The following is an 18,853-nucleotide window of genomic DNA, read 5'->3' as shown; positions in this document are numbered from 1 at the left end:
CATCCGGGCTCTGCCCTGCCGACGACCTCCTGTTGAAACTCACCTATATTGGGTAGACTCATACTATCGACCGACCCGGGACGGGGCTCTCCGGCGGCGCTGCCGCGGCTCTCCCTCCCGGTGCGGCATTGAACCGGCCCGCAAGACCCTTCGGCGCTGATCACAATAATTTCTATACTCATCGGAGATCCAATGCAATTACCACGTGCGATCATCAGTCTTGTGTTCCTGATGTGGCTGCCCCTGGCCCAGGCACAGTCCGAAAACGGGGAAACCGTCCGCTATCAATGGGACCTCACTGAGCTCTACCCTTCTCTGGAAGCGTGGGATGACGCACGCAAAGCCGCAGTCGAGCGCATCGACGCGCTCCCGGACTACAAGGGCACCCTCGGCCGCAGCCCCCAGGCCATGGCAAAGGCCCTTACGGAGATCAGCAACAGCTACAAGGAAGCAGTGCGGGTTTACGTGTACACGAGTCTGTCGCGGGATGAGGATCAGCGCGAGCCGGAGGCGCAGGCGCGCTTCAACATAGCCCGACAGATGCTGGCGGACTTGAGCGAAGCCACCGCCTGGTTGAACCCCGAAGTACTGGCCCTGGGGGAGAAGAAGGTCGAACGCTTTCTGAAAAAGGAAGAAGAGCTGGGCAGGTTCGCGTTCATGCTGCGCGACATCCTGCGCCAGGCACCCCATACGCTCGATGAGCAAACCGAGGCATTGCTGGCTCAGGCGGACCTGGCCCTTTCGGCGCCGAGCCAGATCTACCAGAATTACGCCAATGCCGACATCCCCTGGCCTACCGTCACCCTCAGCAATGGGCGTGAAGTGGAGCTGAATCAGGCGGGGTACGGCCGCTGGCGCGAGACGTCCAACCGAGCGGACCGAAAACTGGTTTTCGACACCTTCTGGTCCACCTGGGATCAATACGCCGACGGTATGGGTGCCACCCTTGCCGCCGAGGTCCAGTCCAACGTATTCGCCGCCCGTGCCCGCAACCACGAGGGCGTGCTGGCCCAGAATCTGTTTGACGACGGACTGCCGCCGGAAACCTACACCCGCCTGATCGAGCAGGTCAACGAGGCGCTGCCCCTTTTCCACCGCTATCTGAAACTGCGGGCGCGCATGCTCGAGGTGGACGACCTGCGCTACTACGACATCTACCCGCCGCTGGTGGACGTTAACACGGGGGTTTTCGATCTCAAGCGGTCCGAGAAGATCACCTTTGAGGCCCTGCAACCGTTCGGTGACACCTATCTGGAGTTGCTGGAACACGGGCTGTCTCAGCAGTGGATGCACAGCCACCCCCAAACGGGCAAGAGGTCCGGCGCCTACATGAATGGCTCCGCCTACGATGTGCACCCCTATGTGCTGCTCAACCACAATGACGACTACAGCTCCCTGTCCACCTTTGCCCACGAATGGGGTCACGCGGTGCACTCCCTGCTGGCCAACCAGAACAATCCCTGGGAGACCGCATCCTACTCCACATTCATCGCGGAAATGGCATCCACCATCAACGAGATCCTGCTGGAAGAGCACATGGTGGCCAACGCCAAGACCGACCAGGAAAAGCTCTACTATCTGGGCTATGCTCTGGAGAGTCTGCGCGGCACCCTGTTCCGCCAGGCCATGTTTGCCGAGTTCGAGCTTGCGATTCACGAAGCAGCGGAACGGGGCGAACCCCTGACCGGGCCCAACTTCTCACGGATCTACGGAGAGTTGCTGAAGAAGTACCACGGGCATGATCAGGGCGTGATGACCATCGATGAGCTTTACACCCGCGAGTGGGCGTTCATCCCGCACTTCTATCGGGACTTCTACGTGTTCCAGTACGCCACCTCGATCTCGGGGGCGGCCTGGTTTGCGGAGCAGTTCCTGGCAGGCGACGAGGACGTGCGTGACGCCTTCATTCGGGTACTGAGCGCCGGTGGTTCCGACTACCCGCACAACATCCTGCTGAAGGAAGCGGGTCTGGACATGACCAAGGCCGAGGCTTACGAGCCCGTCATGCGGCGCATGAGCTCATTGATGGACCGCATCGAAGCGCTGCTCTAGCCGAATCGAGGTACCAGGCGCGGCCATCGGCCGCGCCTTTACAACAGAGAGTCCATTTTGCACAAACCAGAACTCAGCCTTTTTCACCACCCCACCACCACCATCTTTGTGGATGACAGTGAAGAGTTTCTTTACAGCATCGCTCTGGGCGTGGACCGGCTGCCTTACCGCTCGTTTTCCGACCCGTCCCAGGCGCTCAGCTACGTCAACCAGTTTGCTGACGCCTACGATGTACCGGCTCACGCGCGACCGCCCTCCGCCTCGGCAAGCGTCAGTAATCTGCTCGCCCAGGTCGAACGCAAGCTCAATGACCCGCACCGCTTTGCGGAACCCTCCGTATTGGTGGTGGATTACAGCATGCCGGCCATGAACGGGCTGGACCTCTTTTCCCAGATCACCAATCCCAATGTGAAGAAGGTGCTGCTCACCGGGGTGGCCGACGAGAAAGTCGCCATTGACGCGCTCAACACGGACCTTATCGATTTCTACATCAGCAAGCGGGAGAGCTCCCTCGCACACCGCCTGCGCAATATTCTCTTTCACCTGGAGACCCGCTATTTCCAGGACCTTTTCGGCTGGAGCCGGGACGTGGAGGTACGGGCCGTACTGCCGCACCTGTTCGATACGGCCTTTGCGGATTTCTTTGAGGATACGCTGGAGACCATGGAAGCAGTGGAACACTACCCCCTGCAGGACACTGCCGGGTTCTGCCTGATCAACAGCTTCGGGGAAACCAGCGACCTGGTGGTGTATTCAGAGGAGGACCTGGAGCGCATGCTGGCCCAGACCGACACCTCCGCGCTCTCGTCAGCCGGGCTCAAGGCGCTGACCACGCGCAAGATGATTCCCGGGCCCCTCAAGGGGACGACCTGCCTGCGCGACAACAATCTGTTTGCGCCCACGGTGATCGAGGGAAGCCGGACCTGGTACTGCGCCTTCATGAAGCGCGGCCACCTTCACGACGGGAATGCGAGCCGCACCACCTACCATCAGTTTCTGAAAACGCCCCTCGGTTTTTCCGAGGAGCTGGAATTCTCAAAGAAGCAGTAGTCCGCGCGACGCGGACCCTGCGCGCTCAGCGCAGGGCCCTGCCGGAGCTGTCCAGTTCAACCACCGGGTAGCCGAGCTCCCGGACGGACTCGCCGATGGCCTCCTTGTCGCCCACCACCAGAATGAACATCTCATCAATGGGCAGGTGCTCCCGGGCCAGGCGATTCACGTCTTCGCGGCTGATGGAGTTGATAGTGCGAAGTTGCTGGTCCACAAAGTCTGCCGGCAGATCGTACTGGATGATCCGGGCGAGAAAGCCCGCTTTCTGGCGCGGCGTCTCGTAGCTCAAGGCGTCGCTCTGGCCCACCGCGGAGCGCATGAACTCCAGCTCCTGGGTGGTGATTCCCTGCTCCCGGTAATCGCGGATCTCCTTCATGAACTGGCGCACGGCGTCCGCGGTGGCTTCCTTCTTGACGCTGGCTGACGCTGTGAACGGGCCCGGCAGTTTGCTGCCCGAGAAGCCGCTGCGCGCTCCGTAGGTGTAGCCCTTGTCTTCGCGCAGGTTGAGATTGATACGGCTGCTGAAAGCACCACCCAGAACATAGTTCATCAGATAGCGTTCGAAGTACTCGCCAGTGGCGTCGTAGGTCAGGTCCGTCAGATAGCCCACGCGAATTTCCGACTGATGGGCGCCGGGTTTGTCCACCAGATAAAGCGTGGTCTGCTCCCGCTCCGGTGCGGCGGGCTGATCAGGCAATTCGGGCGCGTCCGCCGGCAGCTTGTCGAGAAACGCAAGCTCCTCAATGATTCGCTCCTTTTCCACATCGCCCACAACCACCACCTGCAAGGCTTCCGTCGCAAGGCTGTTGCGGTAATAGTTCTGCACATCCTCCAGGCTGATCCGCCGCAGACCTTCCGGCTCGCCGGACGCGGGAACCGAAAGGCTGTGATTCGCGCCGTAGACCAGCTTGCGATAGATATCGCCGGCAATGGTTTGCGGCTGCTGCCGGTTGGCCTCAATGGCCTCGATCTCCTGCTGACGAAGCCGCTCGAGATCCTGCTGGGTGAAGCGCGGACGCAGCAGGCGCTCTTCCAGCAGATCCAGAGTTGCGTCCAGATTCCTGCTGAGGCTGCTCACATTGACCTGAAACTCGTCGCTTCCCGCCACCACGTGGATGCGGCTGCCCAGCTTCTGCAGTTCTTTTTCGAATTCTTCGGCGCTGTAGTTCTCGGTTCCCTCGTTCATCATCACGGCGGTGAGGTTGGCAAGGCCGTTGTGGTCGGGGTCGTCCAGCAGATGGCCGCCTTCGAAGATCAGCTCCAGTGTCACCAGGGGAAGCTCATCGCTTTTGGTGCCGATCAGCTCCACACCATTGTCCAGTTGTTCTGTCCAGTAGTCCGGAACCTGCACCAGGGGGGCCTGCCCCGGTTCGGGTCGCTGGGAGCGGTCGAAGTCGTCCTGCACCGGGCGGGGCTCCAGCTGCGCAGTTTCGGATTCTGTGCGCGGCAGGGGCTCCGGCAATTCATAATTGTCGGGCCGAGCCTGACCGTTGGGGTCGGATTCGGGCACCACACTCTGCACAACCGCCGCCTCTCCAGCGACGTACGTCTCAAAAGCCCGCAGCACGTCGCCCTTGTCCAGGGCACGGATCAGGTCCAACTCCTTGCGGATGTAGTCGGGGTCATCAAAAAACGTCTGGTAATAGGCCAGCCGCGAGACCTTGCCCTGAACACCGGCCAGGCTTTCCACCATGCTGGCCTCCCGCGACGCGCGGCAAATCTGCACGTCTTCGGCGCTGATGGAATCTGCATCGAAGTCCGCAAACAGCTCGCGCATCTCCCCTTCCATCTCGCTCAGGGAGACCCCCGGATAGGGCATGACGAAAAAGGTGAGCGAGCCGGCCAGTTCCATGGTGTTGCTGAAGGCACTGGCGTCAATTGCCTTATTGCTGAGCACGAACTGCTTGTACAGCAAGGACTTGCGCCCGCCGCCGACTACGTCCGCCAGACATTCCAGAGCCACCCGATCCGGGTGGTCGTGGGGAACCGTGGGCCAGGTAAACAGCAAGGCCGGAAAGCGGATGTTCTTATCCAGGTAGGAGACATAGCGGTCCTCATCCAGGTCCACTTGTGCCTGCTCGGCATCCTTCACCTCGGGACCCGGTGGGATGCTGCCAAAGTACTTCTGCACCAGCTCCAGTGCCTGCTCCTCTTCCACATCGCCGCCGATGGTGAGGGTGGCGTTGTTGGGCCCGTACCAGCGCAGAAAGAAGTTTTGCAGATCCTCAAGGGTTGCCGCGTCCAGATCCTGGGGATAGCCGATCACGGGCCAGGAATAGGGATGGCCCGCGGGATAAAGAGCGGCATTGTTCACTTCGTTGAAGCGCCCGTAGGGGCGGTTCTCAACGTTCTGCCCCCGTTCGTTCTTGACCGTGGCACGCTGAATCTCAAACTTGCTCTGGGTTACTGCTTCGAGCAGAAAGCCCATCCGGTCCGCTTCCAGCCACAGCGCCGTTTCCAGATTATTGCTGGGCACGGTCTCGAAATAGTTGGTGCGGTCGTAGTTGGTGGTGCCATTCATGCGCCCACCGGCTTCCGTGATGATCTTGAAATGCTCGTCGTCATCCACGTGGGCCGAGCCCTGAAACATCATGTGTTCAAAGAAGTGCGCAAAGCCCGAACGGCGCGGCTCCTCCCGGGCGGAACCCACATGGTAGGTCACGTCCACGTGGACCAGAGGGTCGGAAGTGTCTTCGTGAATGATGACGGTCAACCCGTTTGCCAGCCGGTACTTGCTGTAGGGAATCGCAATCTCGCCGTCGTCCGCATCCACTTTTTCCAGCAAGGTCAGCGGGGGATTGTCCCGCCAGTCGCTGTCCACCTGGAGGCCGTCACCGGCCGGTGCGGAGGGACCCTGCCCCACGGAGCAGGCCATCAGAACGGCCGAGCAAAGGCCAACGAGCACACTTCTAATCATTCATTTCTCCCAGGGGTTCAAAACAGGTACTGGCGGGGAAACACCACGGCAACTGTATCCGAGCCATATAAGCAAATGAGTTGTTAGGACAGCAATTCCGGCGACTTGCTGCATTCTATTCGGCTTTATGTGCCGGTGTACCGGCGCCGGGGCAGATTAGAGGCTCCCGGTGGGTATTTCAACCGAGCACAGGAGGTGCAGCATTGCTGCAAAACGGTTAAGAACTACCAAGCCGCCTTGTGGCCAGGCGGGCACCGCCTTAAAGTGGCACCCAACAATAATAATTGACGAGGTAGCGCCCATGATTGCCTGGATCACGCCCACTCTGCGCGCTTGCGCCGGCCTCTTGCTCTGCCTTTCCCTGCCGGCCGCCGGCGACTACAAGCCCCCGCGCATGGCGGACGGCAAACCCAGCCTGCAGGGCACCTGGTCCAACGCCTCCATCACCCGGCTGACACGGGGCCGCGACTACAAGGACCTGGTGATTTCAGAGACCGAACTTGCCGCTCTGACCGACGCCCATCCTCAAGTGGTGCGGCAGAGGACAGACGACCACCTGCAACCGGAGGACGGCCTGCTGGATGGCTCCGACCTGGCCATGGGGCGGGGTTATAACGCGTTCTGGATCGACCCGGGCAGGGAGTTCGGGTTGGTGAAGGGTACCCGCCGCAGTTCATGGATCGTGGACCCGGCGGACGGCCAGATTCCCTTCACTGCAACGGGGCGCAAACAACGGGGTCAGCGACGCGCCGAGCGGGCGGAAGCGGCGGGACCGGAGGCGCGCGCCCTTGGAGAGCGCTGCCTGATCAGCTTCGGGGGTAACGGCGGCCCGCCCATGCTCAATACCCTGTACAACAACACCTACGAAATCGTGCAAACCCCCGAGCATCTGATGATACTGGTGGAAATGGTCCACGACGCCCGCGTGATTCCCATCCACGCCGGGCCCGCAGAGGCGCGCCGTGCAGTGAGCTCCGTTCCCCGCTGGCTTGGCAACTCCGCCGCCTGGTGGGAGGGGGACACCCTGGTGGTGGAAACCCGCAACTGGCACCCGGAGCAGGCGCGGCAGGGCCCCATTTACATGTCCGAACGGGGCAAGGTCATCGAACGCTTCACCCGCTACTCGGCCCAGCAGATCCTCTACGAGTTCGAAGTGGACGACCCGATCTACTACACCCGCCCCTGGCGCGGTGAAATGAGCTTCAACGCGGTGGACGGGCCGGTATACGAGTACGCCTGCCACGAAGGAAACATGGGAATCATCGGCATTCTGAAAGGGGCGCGCGCGCAAGAACGGGCGGCTGGGGATTGATCACGCGCGCAATACTGCGGCCCTTTCTCAGCGCCACGCAAACACGAGTGGCAGCCGCGCATAGCCGCTGGCCGGATACTCGGCCCGCTGGGCGGCTTCGCCCCCGGGGCGGATGTCCGTGGTGGCGGCGAGAATCTCTTCCATAATCACCCGCAGTTCCAGTCGCGCCAGGGGTGCTCCGGGGCACACGTGAACACCGGCGCCGTAGAGCAGGTTTTTGCTCTGGTCCCGCCCCCAGCGGAAATGCTTCGCGTCCTCAAATGCTTCTTCGTCCCGATTGGCGGACACCCAAAGGACAGACACGCGCTCGCCGGCGCCGATTCCGTGCTCGCCGATGTGGGCCGGACAAGTGGCTTTTCGGCGGTTGGAAACCAGCGGCCCATGGATGCGCAGAATCTCGTCGATGGCCTCGGGCAGTTTTTGGGGAGCATCGCGCAGTTCCCGCTGCAGCTCCGGGTGGGCAGCGATAAAGTGCAACAGAATGCCCACACTGGCCGCAATGGTGCCCACCTCGCCTGCGGTCCAGTTGCGCAGAATACTGACGATCTCGTCGTCCGTGAGCGGGCGGCCCATCACCTCGCTGCGCAGCAACCTCGAGGTCACATCCGGGACCTCGCTCCCGGTGACCGCTTCACGTCGCTCGCGCAACAAACTTTCGATGTACGCGGAAAACTCCGCCGCGTTTGCCGCCAGCGACTCCCTGTCGCGTTCTCGAATGGCGACCTGGTTCTTTTCAAACCAGCGCCCGAGAGTCTGCTCCATGGCGTCGGGCCAGCCGAGAAACGTGCACTGCACGCGCAGGGCAAAGCGCTGGGCGATGGCACTCATCACCTCCGGCTCACTCTCCTGCCCGCTGCCCGGCACGACGCTGGCCAGCAGCTTGCGACTCAATGCCCGACACTGCGGTTCGAACCCGGCCATGGCGGCCGGTTCGAAAAAAGATTCGATCAGCGGCCGGTACTTGCTGTGTTCCAGCGGGTCCATGCCGTTCGGCACGGACAGGTGGGTCGACACGGCGTTGCTGAAGGTCTGATGATCTTCAATCACCCGCAGCACGTCGGCATGGCGAAACACATACCACTGGAGTTCGTCGTGATAGGCGACGGGCCGGTGCTTGCGCATGTGATCGCAGGCGGCCAGCAAATCTTCCCGGACGGACTGTGCGTGTGGATTCCATTCCGGGTCGGGGGCATTGAAGATACTCATACACGGCTCCAGCCAAATTGCGTACGTGGGGCGATGTGTGGGGCGATGTTGCGGATATTGCATACGCCACGCCTATGAAACTGTTGTGCCAACGGAGGGCCTTGCGCGCGCCAGAGTTACGCACTGGTGCCGCAGGAATTTTTGCCCGCTGGCGCCTCGGATTGAAACGGCGCTGGCAACTTCTGTTAGTGTAGCGCTCGTGCGCACGGCGCGCAGTGCGCGAAATCAATAACACCGCAAGGAGGCGGTATGGCGCCGTCGGAAATCAGTCGCGGCAATCAGCGCCGCGCACTCTTCCTGTCCACCCTGGCATTTACCCTCTGCTTTGCCGCCTGGACGCTGTTCTCCATTATCGGCATCCGCATCAAGGCGGAGCTGAACCTGAGCGATACCCAACTGGGGCTGCTGCTCGCAACCCCGATTCTTTCCGGTTCCGTCAGTCGCCTCTTCCTCGGCATTCTGGCCGATCGTCTGGGCGGACGCTGGGTGTTCGGCGCTGTCATGCTGCTCAGCGCAGCCTGTACCTTCCTGCTCAGCGCCATTGGCAATTACTACCTGATGCTGCTGGTCGCGCTGGGGCTTGGGCTTGCCGGTGGGTCGTTCATTGTGGGCGTGGCCTATACCTCGCGCTGGTACCCCCCCGAGCAGCAGGGCACTGCCCTCGGCATCTTCGGCGCCGGCAATGTGGGTTCCGCCCTTACCAACCTGGTTGCGCCCTTCCTGCTGCTCCAACTGGGCTGGCAGGCAACGGCGCAGGTTTACGCGCTGGTGCTCGGGTTTGCCGGCATCCTGTTCATGGCAGTTGCCAAATCCGCCCCGGCGGAGCAAGGACCGGCGCGCACGCTGCGATCGCAACTGGCACCTCTGACCGAGCTGCGCGTGTGGCGCTTCGCCCTCTACTACTTCTTCGTTTTCGGTGCGTTTGTTGCGCTGGCCCTCTGGCTGCCGCACTACCTGATGGAGGTCTACCACCTGGATATCGCCACGGCGGGCGTGCTGACCGCTATGTTTACCATCCCCGCGTCCCTGTTCCGCATTCTGGGCGGCTGGCTGGCCGACCGCTACGGCGCGCGACGCGTGATGTACTGGACGTTCACCAGCGCGCTGATCTGTACCTTCCTGCTCAGCTATCCACCTACCCAGTACCTGGTTGAGGGGATCGAAGGAAATATTCGTTTTCGGCTTGCCACCACTCTGCCCGTGTTTCTGATACTGATTCTGGTACTGGGATTTTTCATGTCCCTCGGGGCGGCCGCCGTTTTCAAGCACATTCCCGGCTACTACCCCCAACACGTGGGCGCGGTGGGGGGCGCGGTGGGAATGGTGGGCGGCCTCGGCGGCTTCTTTCTTCCTCTCACCTTCGGCATGCTCAACGACGTGGTGGGCATTTGGCAGAGCACGTTCATGCTGCTCTTCCTGATCGCTGCCGCGGCCCTTGCCTGGATGCACTACGCAATCCGCCGCGCTGAACGGCTGGAATGGGCCGGCGGCCAGGAGGTGGTGGACCTGCCCGAACTGTCGACCCCCAAGGCCTTTGTTCTGGAAGACTGGCGCCCCGAGGATGCGACGTTCTGGCGCGACCACGGACGAAGGATTGCCCAGCGTAATTTGTGGATCTCCATCCCCAATCTGTTTCTCGCCTTTGCGGTATGGTCCATTTGGAGCATCCTGGTAGTGAAGATGCCGGAGCTGGGGTTCCCCTACTCACCCAACCAGTTATTCTGGCTTGCCGCCCTGCCCTCTTTGTCGGGGGCAACATTGCGCATCTTTTACAGCTTTCTGGTGCCTGCCTTCGGAGGGCGACGGTGGACGGCGCTATCCACCGCTTCCCTGGCTCTGCCGTGCCTGTGGCTGGGCGTTGCGCTGCAGAACCCCGACACCTCGTACCTGGTAATGCTGATCCTCGCCCTCCTGTGCGGCCTTGGTGGCGGCAACTTCGCTTCCAGCATGGCCAACATCAGTTTCTTTTTTCCCAAAGCGGAGAAGGGCAAGGCACTGGGACTGAACGCCGGCCTCGGCAACCTTGGCGTCAGCGCACTGCAACTGCTCGGCCCGCTCGTCATCGCCAGCCAGGTGTTCGGGCCCTTCAGTGGCGACCCCATCGTGGCGCAAACCGGCAGCCAATCAGGCCAGCCACTCTGGTTGCAGAACGTGGCGCTGATCTGGCTGCCGCTGATCATTATCGGCACTCTCGCGGCCTGGTTGGGGATGAACGACATCGCCTCCGCCAAGTCCTCCTTCCGGGAGCAGGCAGTCATCTTCCGGCGCAAACACAATTGGCTCATGTGTTGGCTCTACCTGGGCACCTTCGGCAGCTTCATCGGATTTGCCGCGGGCTTTCCCCTGCTGACCGGCATGCTCTTCCCGCAGATTGACGCTACCCGGTACGCCTTCCTCGGCCCCCTGCTGGGGGCGCTGGCACGCCCCGCCGGCGGGGTAATTGCCGACAGGCTGGGTGGTGCTCGTGTAACCCTGTGGAACTTCGTGCTCATGTCCGCCGGTGTATTGGGGCTGATGGCCTTTGTGCCGAGCGAAAGCAGCGGTGGCAACTTCGCGGGATTTTTCCTCATGTTCCTGGTCCTGTTTATTGCCACCGGCATCGGCAACGGCTCCACCTACCGCATGGTGCCGGTGATGTTTCTCACCTTGCGTCGGCGGGAGCTGGGCGAGGGACAACTGGCTCAGGCGGAACTCGAAGGCAATCGCGAATCCGCGGCCGTGCTCGGATTCATCTCCGCCATCGCTGCGTACGGCGGCTTCTTTGTGCCCAAGGCTTACGGCACATCCATGACCATGACGGGCGGGGTAAACATGGCCCTGATGATTTTTGTGGTGTTCTATCTGAGTTGCATTGCGATTACCTGGTGGTACTACGCGCGAAGGAATGCGGAGTTGCCATGTTGATACCGGCCTTGGGAAATGACGCGGTTCGTGTGGCGGTTTCACATGTGGCCACTGTTCACAGGGAGCGAAACCCGCCCCAGGCGCTTCTGGACCCGATTCGGTTTTCAGAGTTATGCTTGAGACTCCAAACGGGCGGGAGGTGGACCCTGCTCGGTTATACCAAAACAAAATAACAAGAACGACGACAATGGAGATGGTCCCATGGCAAAAACACCTGTAATGATTTCCGGTCTTGCAGCACTTGCCGTGGTCGGTGGCTTGACGTACTGGCAGTTGTCAGCAAATGAAGGCCTGGTGCCGATACCGACCCCCAACAAGGACGCCCAGAACCCTAACGCTATTGCCAATCAATGGCAGTGGGACAACTTCACCGAAACCAAACCAGATCAAGCGCCTACTGCCCGTAGTGATGCACAAGCGGACGCGTCTGGCTCGCCCAGTGAAGTACCTTTTGACGTGGTTGCGATCTACAACGTTCTGCAGAGCATCGAGCTCGACGAACAGGGCCGCGTCGTACCGGATCAAATGGCAAAGGAGGCCCTTGAAGATGGCTTTGCGTATCTTGGGCCTGACATCAGTCCGCAGGCCATGTCAGAGCTGCAGGAGTTGATCCGCATCGGGTTGCCCGGCGAAGCGGGAGAAGAAGCAGCCCGCATCATGAAAAATTATTATGATTTCCGCCTGGCGGAGGAGGAGTTCAATCGGCAACGGCCGAAGAACGGTGACTTACCCACCGCGGAGAGCTACGAAGAATTGGTACAACTGCGGCGCCGTTTCCTCGGTGATGAAATTGCCGACGGTTTGTTTGCGGTAGAAGACATCCAGGCACGCCATATGCTCGGCGCGATTGGAGTGCAGCAAAGTGAAGACCTCACCGAAGAAGAGAAGCAGTCTCGACAGGCTGCCTTGCAAGAAAAACTGAATGATCGCTTACTGGCGCTGGGCCAGCTGGAACCGGAAGAAGCCGCGGCGGAGGAAGTACGACGCCTGCGCGAAACGGGTGCTTCCACTGCCGACATCTACTCCGCACGTGAGGCATACCTTGGCCCCGAAAGGGCGCAAGAACTTGCGGCGGCCGACCGTGAAGAGGCCGAGTGGGAAAGCCGTTTTGAAAGGTTCTGGCAGGCCCGCCAGCAGGTTATGCAGGCGAGTCTGGACGAAGCCGAGCAGGAACGCCAGATCGAGCTGTTACTCGCGCAGCACTTCAGCCCTGAGGAACGAGAGCGAGCCCGCATCACCAGCTTCGAATGGCAGGCGCGAGACTCGGAGTAAGGCAGTCCCGCCCACGGGAACCTACGCCGCCCGACGTGCGCGCACCAACATCAGCACCAACCCGAGCCCAAGAAGAGTAATCAGCCCGTAAGGATAGCGACTGTAAAAGGTCGTGTCGGCATTCCGGCGATAGGGTACGTCCAGCAAATAACCGGCAATCTCCCGGTGTGCGGTACGCAGCAGAATACGGCCACTGGGCAGCACCACTCCACCCAGTCCATTGTTCATCACATGCACCAGCGGGCGGCGATTCTCGACGCTGCGTAACACCGAAACACCCATGTGCTGGTAGGGAACCCGGGTATCACCAAACCAGCTGTTGTTGGATTGCACAGTAAGGATGTCGCCCCCGGCGCTGCGAACTGAAGCCGCTACGAACCCCGGGAAAAGAACCTCGTAACAAATGAACGGTTTGATCGATGTTTCGCCAAGATCGAAACGCACGAGATCCCGGCCAGCGCTGAAATCGCCAAAGAACTCCCCCAGATACTGCCGCACCCACCATTTCACGGTCTCCGAATCGTCGAACAGCGGCAGGTACTCTGCGATGGCGATACGCTTCACCTTCCGATACTGGCCATTCTGATTTCCATTCCCGTCAATCAGGGTAGCCGTGTTGAAGTTGCGCACCCGGTCGCCGCGCCCCACGGGCTCAAAGGATTGAAATAACAAAGGGCGTTCAAGGTCTGCCACCTGCCGCTGGAAAGCGGCTTGCACAAACGGTTTGGTGTAATACTGCTTGTTCCGCAATTCAGGCCAGATGACCAGGTCGGCACCAGCTCCTACCAACTGCTCGGTCAGATCCATTTCTACGGGATAGCCCAGGCTGAAACCTGGCCGTGGCCCGGGGGTGCCAATGGTGGGCGGTTCATCCGGTTGTACGATGCCCACCTTGAGCGCCTCCCAACTCGGGACGGCTCTGTCCCACCAGGCGAGGCTGAACAAGCCGTACACAAACCAAACACCTACCAAAACGTATGCCACGGGTGCGCCGCGCCGGAAGAATAACGGCCGACTGATCAACGCCTGGGCAACCAGCACATTCACGACGCCGATCACAAAATCCAGGCCGCTGACGCCGGTGATCTCTACCGCCTGCAAGGCCACCAGAAATTCACTCTGAGAGTTGCCGATCTGCCACGGGAAGATAGTGGGATACAGCGCCAGAACGAGCGCAAGTACGGTCGGGAACGCCCACAGCACGGCGCCTCCGCGCCGAGCGTAATGGGTCAATACAGCGATAAGGCCGAAGGCTTGGGCGCAGTAAAGCCAATGAAGCGAGGCCAGCCCCACACTGTGGGCGGTGTTGTAGCCTTTGAAGAGAACGACGAACTCGGCAATGGAGTAAGTGAGCAGGCCGTAAGCCAGGATCCCGGTGAGCACACCCAGGCCGTAGGCCTGCCAGGTACTGCGACACTGCTGCAAACCCAGCAAGAAGGGAACAAAGGCAATCCACTGCAGTGGGTAAAACCGGGGAAACAAAGCGGGGATGGCAAACAGGCAGGCACAAGCCAGCGCCGTCGAGGGAACCCAGAACCCAGTGCGCAGCCAGAACGACGAGTCATTATTCATTGGGCCCACCGTCTTCAAATGCACTTTGCAGATCCATCAGTGCCTCATTCCTTTGCGCCTGGGTGAGATCAGGATTGTTCTGAATCTCATGGCTGGCCAACATCAACCTTGCGAGGCGGCGCTGCTCGTGAAACAGCTTTCTGGCGAGCCCCCTGCCCAGAAAATCATCCTGCAGCTGAAACAGCTCCTCGTAATCCGGTGGGTTCCTGCCGCCGTTGTCCTGCAACCAGCTCCGCTCCTTTTGCTCGTATTCGTGGAGGAGGTGAACCAGCTCCATAATCTGCTGCCGTGCGTCTGGTCCAAACTGTTTTGCCAGCAGGAATGAAAGGCGTTCGGTTCGCGGCTTGAGCGTATCCACATTCAGCATGGCGATGGCGTCCGCGAGGGCCGTATGCGTCAAGGCGTCGACCTCGAGGTTGCCTCGCGAGTCGAACCGCAAGCCGCTCCACGAAGCTTCGGCGTTGGTAAAGTCAAGCTCCGCGACTACTGTGGGCGTCGGAGTTCTTGAAAACTTCTGGACAGGATACCGGGAGCTGTCTCCGGCATTCTGCCACCAGGCCCCGGCACTCATGACTAGCACAATGGCTAAGAGAAAGGGCCGTTGCTGTCCCGTCGATGGTGTACCGGTGACAAAGGTCGATACCTTATCAGTAGGAAACATATCGTTCAGACCATTGTGCTATCCGAAGTTGGACCGGGCGCGATTCGCGCTTCTTGAAATCCGATATGCTCCCGCAGTTGCGAGGCTGGCGCAACACCTAATTAAACTCACGATAGATAGCGCACCCGCACTGTTTTGTGCCAGTTTTGTTGCACGAATCCGCACTTTTGAGTGAGTCCATGCAGGACTTGCCATTTCTACTTGGAATGGGGAAGTGAAGTTATACCGCTGCTTCAGGATTTTTCCTAGAATGCGCCCCGCGGTGAGTTGAATAACACTAACTAACGCAGTCTTGCCGCTGGCAATAATAACGTTCCAAACTCTTGGAAGTATCACGAAAAAGACGTTCCGAACCTCAACTGCAAAACTGTGGGATGTGCATTCCTTACGCTCCGGATAGTAGTTAGTACCCACTGTAGGTAATGCCCACATTGCTAATCAAAAGGGTGAAACTATGAATTTCAGAAAAGCACTTATAGCCGGGTCGATCCTGGCCGGATTCCTAATGTCCTCCACGGCTTTTGCCGGTGACAACGGCGGCGATTGCAGCGTTTCCCGTGTTTCCACCTGGGGCACGGTGTTCTATGTCCCGAGCGGTGGTGATGGCACTTACAACATCCTGGGATGGGGTAACGGTACCGGCGGTGGTTCATCCACTTACCGCGGGCTTCTTGAAGCTGCCGCAGAGCAGTGTGTGCTGGTAGCCGCTGCTACCACCTCCAGCTCCGGGGACGGCTCCGATGTCGCCGATGCGGTTAATGAAGCGAAGAGCCGCTACCGCAGCATCGTTGGTTCAAACCCGAAAGTCTGTACCTCCGGCCACTCCCAGGGTGGCGGCGGCTCCTTCAACGCTGCGAACCGTCTGGATGCAGACTGCGTGATCGCCGTTCAGCCTGACACCGTTTACACCACCAGTATCTATCGTCCCGTAGCCAGCGACGTTGACGTTGTTTGTATCTTCAGCACAGGCGATACCTTGGCGCCGGCGCTGCCCTTCAACGCTTCCAACTGCCGATCGAACTCTACCCGTTACTCCCAGGAGTTGACCTCCGGCACTCACTTCGCGCCCACATCGGGTGATGGTGGCGCGCCTGGTGAAGCAATGCGGGATTACATCAACCAGTGGATGGTGAACTGATCGCGCACCACTTGTGTTCTCGAAAAACCTCAGCCCAGGTGGCTGGGGTTTTTTCGTTAGGGTTCGGGCAGATCGCGCTCGCGAAACCCAGGACGTGCGGTCGAAATCAGATCCTATCGGAGCGACATTGGCCCGGAACGATGGGTCGACCCTTGTATGACATAGCGAGGAATTCAGATGAGCAAATGTGCGGGTGCCTTAGCGACTCTGGTTGTGGCGGCGGTATGCCTGGGAGCTTACAGTCAGGGGGTCCAGTCTGAAAACGTAGAACCGGCAACGTCATTCGTCCACGCACAACAGCAGGATTTCAAAACGCTCATGGATCGATTCAGCTACGCCTACGGCGCGGACCTGGCCGAGAAGTTCAGAGCGGAAGGCATTGAGCTGAATGTAGATCTTATGGCAGAGGCCATGAAGACAACATTTAAAGGCGCCGAGAAAAGAATGTCTGCCGACGAAACAGCTGCCACCATAGAGTTGTACCGCGAAGTCCATTTGAAAAAGAAGGACAAAGAACGAGCAATCGCAGCGGAGAAGAACAGCAAGGAAGGGGAGGCTTTCCTCGCGGCAAATGCCAGGAAGGACGGGGTGGTCGTCACAGAGAGTGGCTTGCAATACAAGGTCATCAAAGAAGGGAGCGGCGGACGTAAACCGACAGAAAACGACGAAGTAAAGGTACACTATCGAGGCACCTTCATCGACGGAACACAGTTCGATAGCACCCTTGAGCGTGACGAACCTTTCAGTGCTCAGGTGAAGCAGCTCATCTCGGGTTGGTCCGAAGCACTCCAGCTAATGTCCGAAGGCTCCAAATGGGAGCTGTACGTACCATCTGAAATTGCTTATGGAGAGCGCGGGTCCGAACCTTATATCGGACCAAACGCCGTATTGATATTTGAAGTTGAATTGCTCGAAATCGGGAGTTGACGCTCAAAACCCTGTAAGGACCATCGCCTCGTCTTACCCCGTTGAACAGGTGTCAAGACCGGCACCTACCTCGAGGGCGGCCAGTTACGATAGAATGTCAGGCTTCTGATTCGTGACAAACGACCTCGATATTGTGCCCGTCGGGGCCAATGACGAACGCGGCATAGTACTTCCCGCTGTAGTTCGGGCGCAGGCCCGGTGCACCATTGTCCTTCGCGCCGGCCTCCAGGGCTGCGCGATAGAACGCTTCGACTTGCTGACGATCCCTGGCTGCAAACGCCAGATGCAGATGCCCGGATTTTTCCCCGGTTCTGCGGAGGCAGAGTGACGACTTTCCGTCTGCACTCAGCTCTATCCCCTCCGGCCCCTCCCAGACGACGGATAAACCAATCGGCTCCAGCGCCTTCAGGAAGAACTCTTTGCTCTCTGCATAGTCACTGACACCGAACACAACATGATCAAACATTGGTCTTCCTGTCGTTTGTGGGAGCTATTCACCAGACCTATCGATCCATTAAAGGATTTCATCTCGATAGAACATGACTTGTAGTAACGTCAGCAATCAGTTTATCGCCGGCACCGGTGACTGTTGTTCGCACTATACTCACCGTTTTACAACGTTTGACGAACTCCGATTTTGCAACAAACTCACCGTTTGTTTGATTTGATGCCAAATTCGCATTCAGGTTGATCGCTAAAGGAAACCCCTTCATTCCTTCTTTGGCTTCATGACCACCCAGAACCAGTAATGTAGCTGTCACATCTGCAAACCAAAGTATTGCTCCAGCATGGGCCACGCCAAACGGGTTCTTGATACCGTCGGTTAGAGGCATCTCAGATACAACCATACTGTCTGACTGCTTTTTGACTGTAAACTCGATATTTCCTGTTACTTTCATATATCATCTCTCTGAGTCTTGAAAGATGCCTGCGGACGCCAAAAGACGCGCCACACGCTCCTGCCCCGTTCAAATACCCGGTTTACGCGGCTCCCTAATGGTCCTGTGGCTACCGTAACAGCCGCCGTGCTTGTCGAATATGCGCTTGATCTCCTCAAACAGCTCACCATCCGCCTATCTCCTTGCCGACAATTTGAACGGATTGGTATAACTCATTGCAGCTCGGCCCGGACAGCATTTCGTAGCTCATCAAGAGATACGTAAACCGGGTAATCCCCCTCTCTTTTTACGGAAGCGCAAGATCGCCATACCACTTAACGTGACAACGATCATCAATTTGCTTTGCAGCCGCTTTCCGCTCCAAGTATGACTCCGAGAACAGCTGCTCTTTGAATCGCTTAATGTCATCGACATCCGAGGCCAGGCCCAATCTCGCCCGTGCCTCAATGAGCTCGTTGATTAATTCTTCAGTGCGCTGTTTCATACTGAGTTACAACGCCCGCAGCAGACGCGCGTTTTATGCGTCGTGCTGCCTGCGATTGTTATGTGTCGCGGATTCACAATGTAAGTGCAACAGTGCCCCGTACTGCTGAATATAGGGTGAGCTGGCGTACACTAGGTGCTTCTCAACCGCCAAGAAGAGGAACACCGTGATGTACCACCAGCTCACCGCAGGGGACAGATATACTATAGCCACCCTCCTTTCGCAACGTAAGAGTCAGGCTGAGATAGCCCGTTTTTTGGGCCGGAGCCCCAGCACTATTTCGCGGGAGTTACGCAGGAATCGTCGAGAAGACGGCAAATACTGCGCACGACGCGCAATACAGAGAACGTCCCGCGTACGTCGCGAGTCCCGGCGCAAGTGGGTAAGCGATCAGCAAACCCCATCTTGGAACTGAGCTTTCCAGGGTAACAACGCTTCGATGTCCACAAGGTTTTGCGC

At 59.1% G+C, this 18,853-nt stretch carries 13 protein-coding genes and 1 pseudogene; 8 read left to right on the top strand and 6 right to left on the bottom strand.

What is annotated here, in order from left to right; genetic code table 11:
• The first annotated feature begins 192 nt into the window (after positions 1-192).
• Positions 193-2,052, top strand: coding sequence for an oligoendopeptidase F (gene pepF, locus ACURWW_RS10415; RefSeq protein ID WP_445617331.1), 1,860 nt, complete (start codon positions 193-195; stop codon positions 2,050-2,052).
• Positions 2,053-2,109: 57 nt separating this feature from the next.
• Positions 2,110-3,102, top strand: coding sequence for a response regulator (locus tag ACURWW_RS10410; RefSeq protein WP_445617332.1), 993 nt, complete (start codon positions 2,110-2,112; stop codon positions 3,100-3,102).
• A gap of 25 nt (positions 3,103-3,127) precedes the next feature.
• On the opposite strand, the gene ACURWW_RS10405 is transcribed toward ACURWW_RS10410, so the two are convergent.
• Positions 3,128-6,019 carry a M16 family metallopeptidase gene (locus ACURWW_RS10405; RefSeq protein WP_445617333.1) on the bottom strand — a complete coding sequence of 964 codons (2,892 nt, stop codon included), beginning with the start codon at positions 6,017-6,019 and terminating at the stop codon, positions 3,128-3,130.
• 301 nt (positions 6,020-6,320) lie between these two features.
• Here ACURWW_RS10405 and ACURWW_RS10400 point away from each other — a divergent pair, with 301 nt between their 5' ends.
• Complete coding sequence (locus ACURWW_RS10400; protein WP_445617334.1) at positions 6,321-7,331, top strand: hypothetical protein; 1,011 nt, start codon at positions 6,321-6,323, stop codon at positions 7,329-7,331.
• Positions 7,332-7,358: 27 nt separating this feature from the next.
• Here the strand turns inward: ACURWW_RS10400 and ACURWW_RS10395 are convergent, their stop codons facing one another.
• Positions 7,359-8,537 (bottom strand): cytochrome P450, encoded by a 1,179-nt coding sequence (locus tag ACURWW_RS10395; protein ID WP_445617335.1) that lies wholly within the window; start codon positions 8,535-8,537, stop codon positions 7,359-7,361.
• A 249-nt stretch (positions 8,538-8,786) separates the two neighbouring features.
• On the opposite strand from ACURWW_RS10395, the gene ACURWW_RS10390 reads away from it, so the two are divergent.
• Complete coding sequence (locus ACURWW_RS10390; protein WP_445617336.1) at positions 8,787-11,441, top strand: nitrate/nitrite transporter; 2,655 nt, start codon at positions 8,787-8,789, stop codon at positions 11,439-11,441.
• Positions 11,442-11,642: 201 nt separating this feature from the next.
• Positions 11,643-12,713: a lipase secretion chaperone gene (locus ACURWW_RS10385; RefSeq protein WP_445617337.1), complete on the top strand. Its 1,071-nt coding sequence runs from the start codon at positions 11,643-11,645 to the stop codon at positions 12,711-12,713.
• A gap of 21 nt (positions 12,714-12,734) precedes the next feature.
• On the opposite strand, the gene lnt is transcribed toward ACURWW_RS10385, so the two are convergent.
• Both lnt and ACURWW_RS10375 read right to left on the bottom strand, forming a co-directional pair.
• Entirely contained in the window at positions 12,735-14,285 is a 1,551-nt protein-coding gene (lnt, locus tag ACURWW_RS10380) for an apolipoprotein N-acyltransferase (RefSeq protein ID WP_445617338.1), read from the bottom strand.
• Positions 14,278-14,946, bottom strand: coding sequence for a hypothetical protein (locus ACURWW_RS10375; RefSeq protein WP_445617339.1), 669 nt, complete (start codon positions 14,944-14,946; stop codon positions 14,278-14,280). The genes lnt and ACURWW_RS10375 overlap by 8 nt, the downstream gene beginning before the upstream one ends.
• A gap of 454 nt (positions 14,947-15,400) precedes the next feature.
• Here ACURWW_RS10375 and ACURWW_RS10370 point away from each other — a divergent pair, with 454 nt between their 5' ends.
• On the top strand, positions 15,401-16,084 hold the full coding sequence (locus tag ACURWW_RS10370; RefSeq protein WP_445617340.1) for a hypothetical protein: 684 nt from the start codon (positions 15,401-15,403) through the stop codon (positions 16,082-16,084).
• Between the two features lie 177 nt (positions 16,085-16,261).
• The gene (locus ACURWW_RS10365; protein WP_445617341.1) at positions 16,262-17,011 is read left to right on the top strand and encodes an FKBP-type peptidyl-prolyl cis-trans isomerase; all 750 of its coding nucleotides are present in this window, start codon (positions 16,262-16,264) and stop codon (positions 17,009-17,011) included.
• A gap of 97 nt (positions 17,012-17,108) precedes the next feature.
• Here the strand turns inward: ACURWW_RS10365 and ACURWW_RS10360 are convergent, their stop codons facing one another.
• Positions 17,109-17,477, bottom strand: a complete 369-nt coding sequence (locus ACURWW_RS10360; protein ID WP_445617342.1) for a VOC family protein — start codon at positions 17,475-17,477, stop codon at positions 17,109-17,111.
• 58 nt (positions 17,478-17,535) lie between these two features.
• Positions 17,536-17,910, bottom strand: coding sequence for a PaaI family thioesterase (locus tag ACURWW_RS10355; protein WP_445617343.1), 375 nt, complete (start codon positions 17,908-17,910; stop codon positions 17,536-17,538).
• A gap of 650 nt (positions 17,911-18,560) precedes the next feature.
• On the opposite strand from ACURWW_RS10355, the pseudogene ACURWW_RS10350 reads away from it, so the two are divergent.
• Positions 18,561-18,776: pseudogene (locus ACURWW_RS10350) on the top strand (helix-turn-helix domain-containing protein); the annotation flags it as partial.
• Positions 18,777-18,853 lie beyond the last annotated feature (77 nt).

This window comes from Gilvimarinus sp. F26214L, from assembly GCF_054401055.1.
Note: the sequence above shows the minus strand (reverse complement) of the source record. Positions and strands in the feature narration are given on the sequence as shown.

Excerpts from the sequence above, each read along its gene's own strand:
- pepF (WP_445617331.1), top strand. The coding sequence starts at position 193 with ATGCAATTACCACGTGCGATCATCAGTCTTGTGTTCCTGATGTGGCTG.
- ACURWW_RS10365 (WP_445617341.1), top strand. The coding sequence starts at position 16,262 with ATGAGCAAATGTGCGGGTGCCTTAGCGACTCTGGTTGTGGCGGCGGTA.
- lnt (WP_445617338.1), bottom strand. The coding sequence starts at position 14,285 with ATGAATAATGACTCGTCGTTCTGGCTGCGCACTGGGTTCTGGGTTCCC.
- ACURWW_RS10400 (WP_445617334.1), top strand. The coding sequence starts at position 6,321 with ATGATTGCCTGGATCACGCCCACTCTGCGCGCTTGCGCCGGCCTCTTG.
- ACURWW_RS10385 (WP_445617337.1), top strand. The coding sequence starts at position 11,643 with ATGGCAAAAACACCTGTAATGATTTCCGGTCTTGCAGCACTTGCCGTG.
- ACURWW_RS10405 (WP_445617333.1), bottom strand. The coding sequence starts at position 6,019 with ATGATTAGAAGTGTGCTCGTTGGCCTTTGCTCGGCCGTTCTGATGGCC.
- ACURWW_RS10395 (WP_445617335.1), bottom strand. The coding sequence starts at position 8,537 with ATGAGTATCTTCAATGCCCCCGACCCGGAATGGAATCCACACGCACAG.
- ACURWW_RS10375 (WP_445617339.1), bottom strand. The coding sequence starts at position 14,946 with ATGTTTCCTACTGATAAGGTATCGACCTTTGTCACCGGTACACCATCG.
- ACURWW_RS10370 (WP_445617340.1), top strand. The coding sequence starts at position 15,401 with ATGAATTTCAGAAAAGCACTTATAGCCGGGTCGATCCTGGCCGGATTC.
- ACURWW_RS10360 (WP_445617342.1), bottom strand. The coding sequence starts at position 17,477 with ATGTTTGATCATGTTGTGTTCGGTGTCAGTGACTATGCAGAGAGCAAA.
- ACURWW_RS10355 (WP_445617343.1), bottom strand. The coding sequence starts at position 17,910 with ATGAAAGTAACAGGAAATATCGAGTTTACAGTCAAAAAGCAGTCAGAC.
- ACURWW_RS10390 (WP_445617336.1), top strand. The coding sequence starts at position 8,787 with ATGGCGCCGTCGGAAATCAGTCGCGGCAATCAGCGCCGCGCACTCTTC.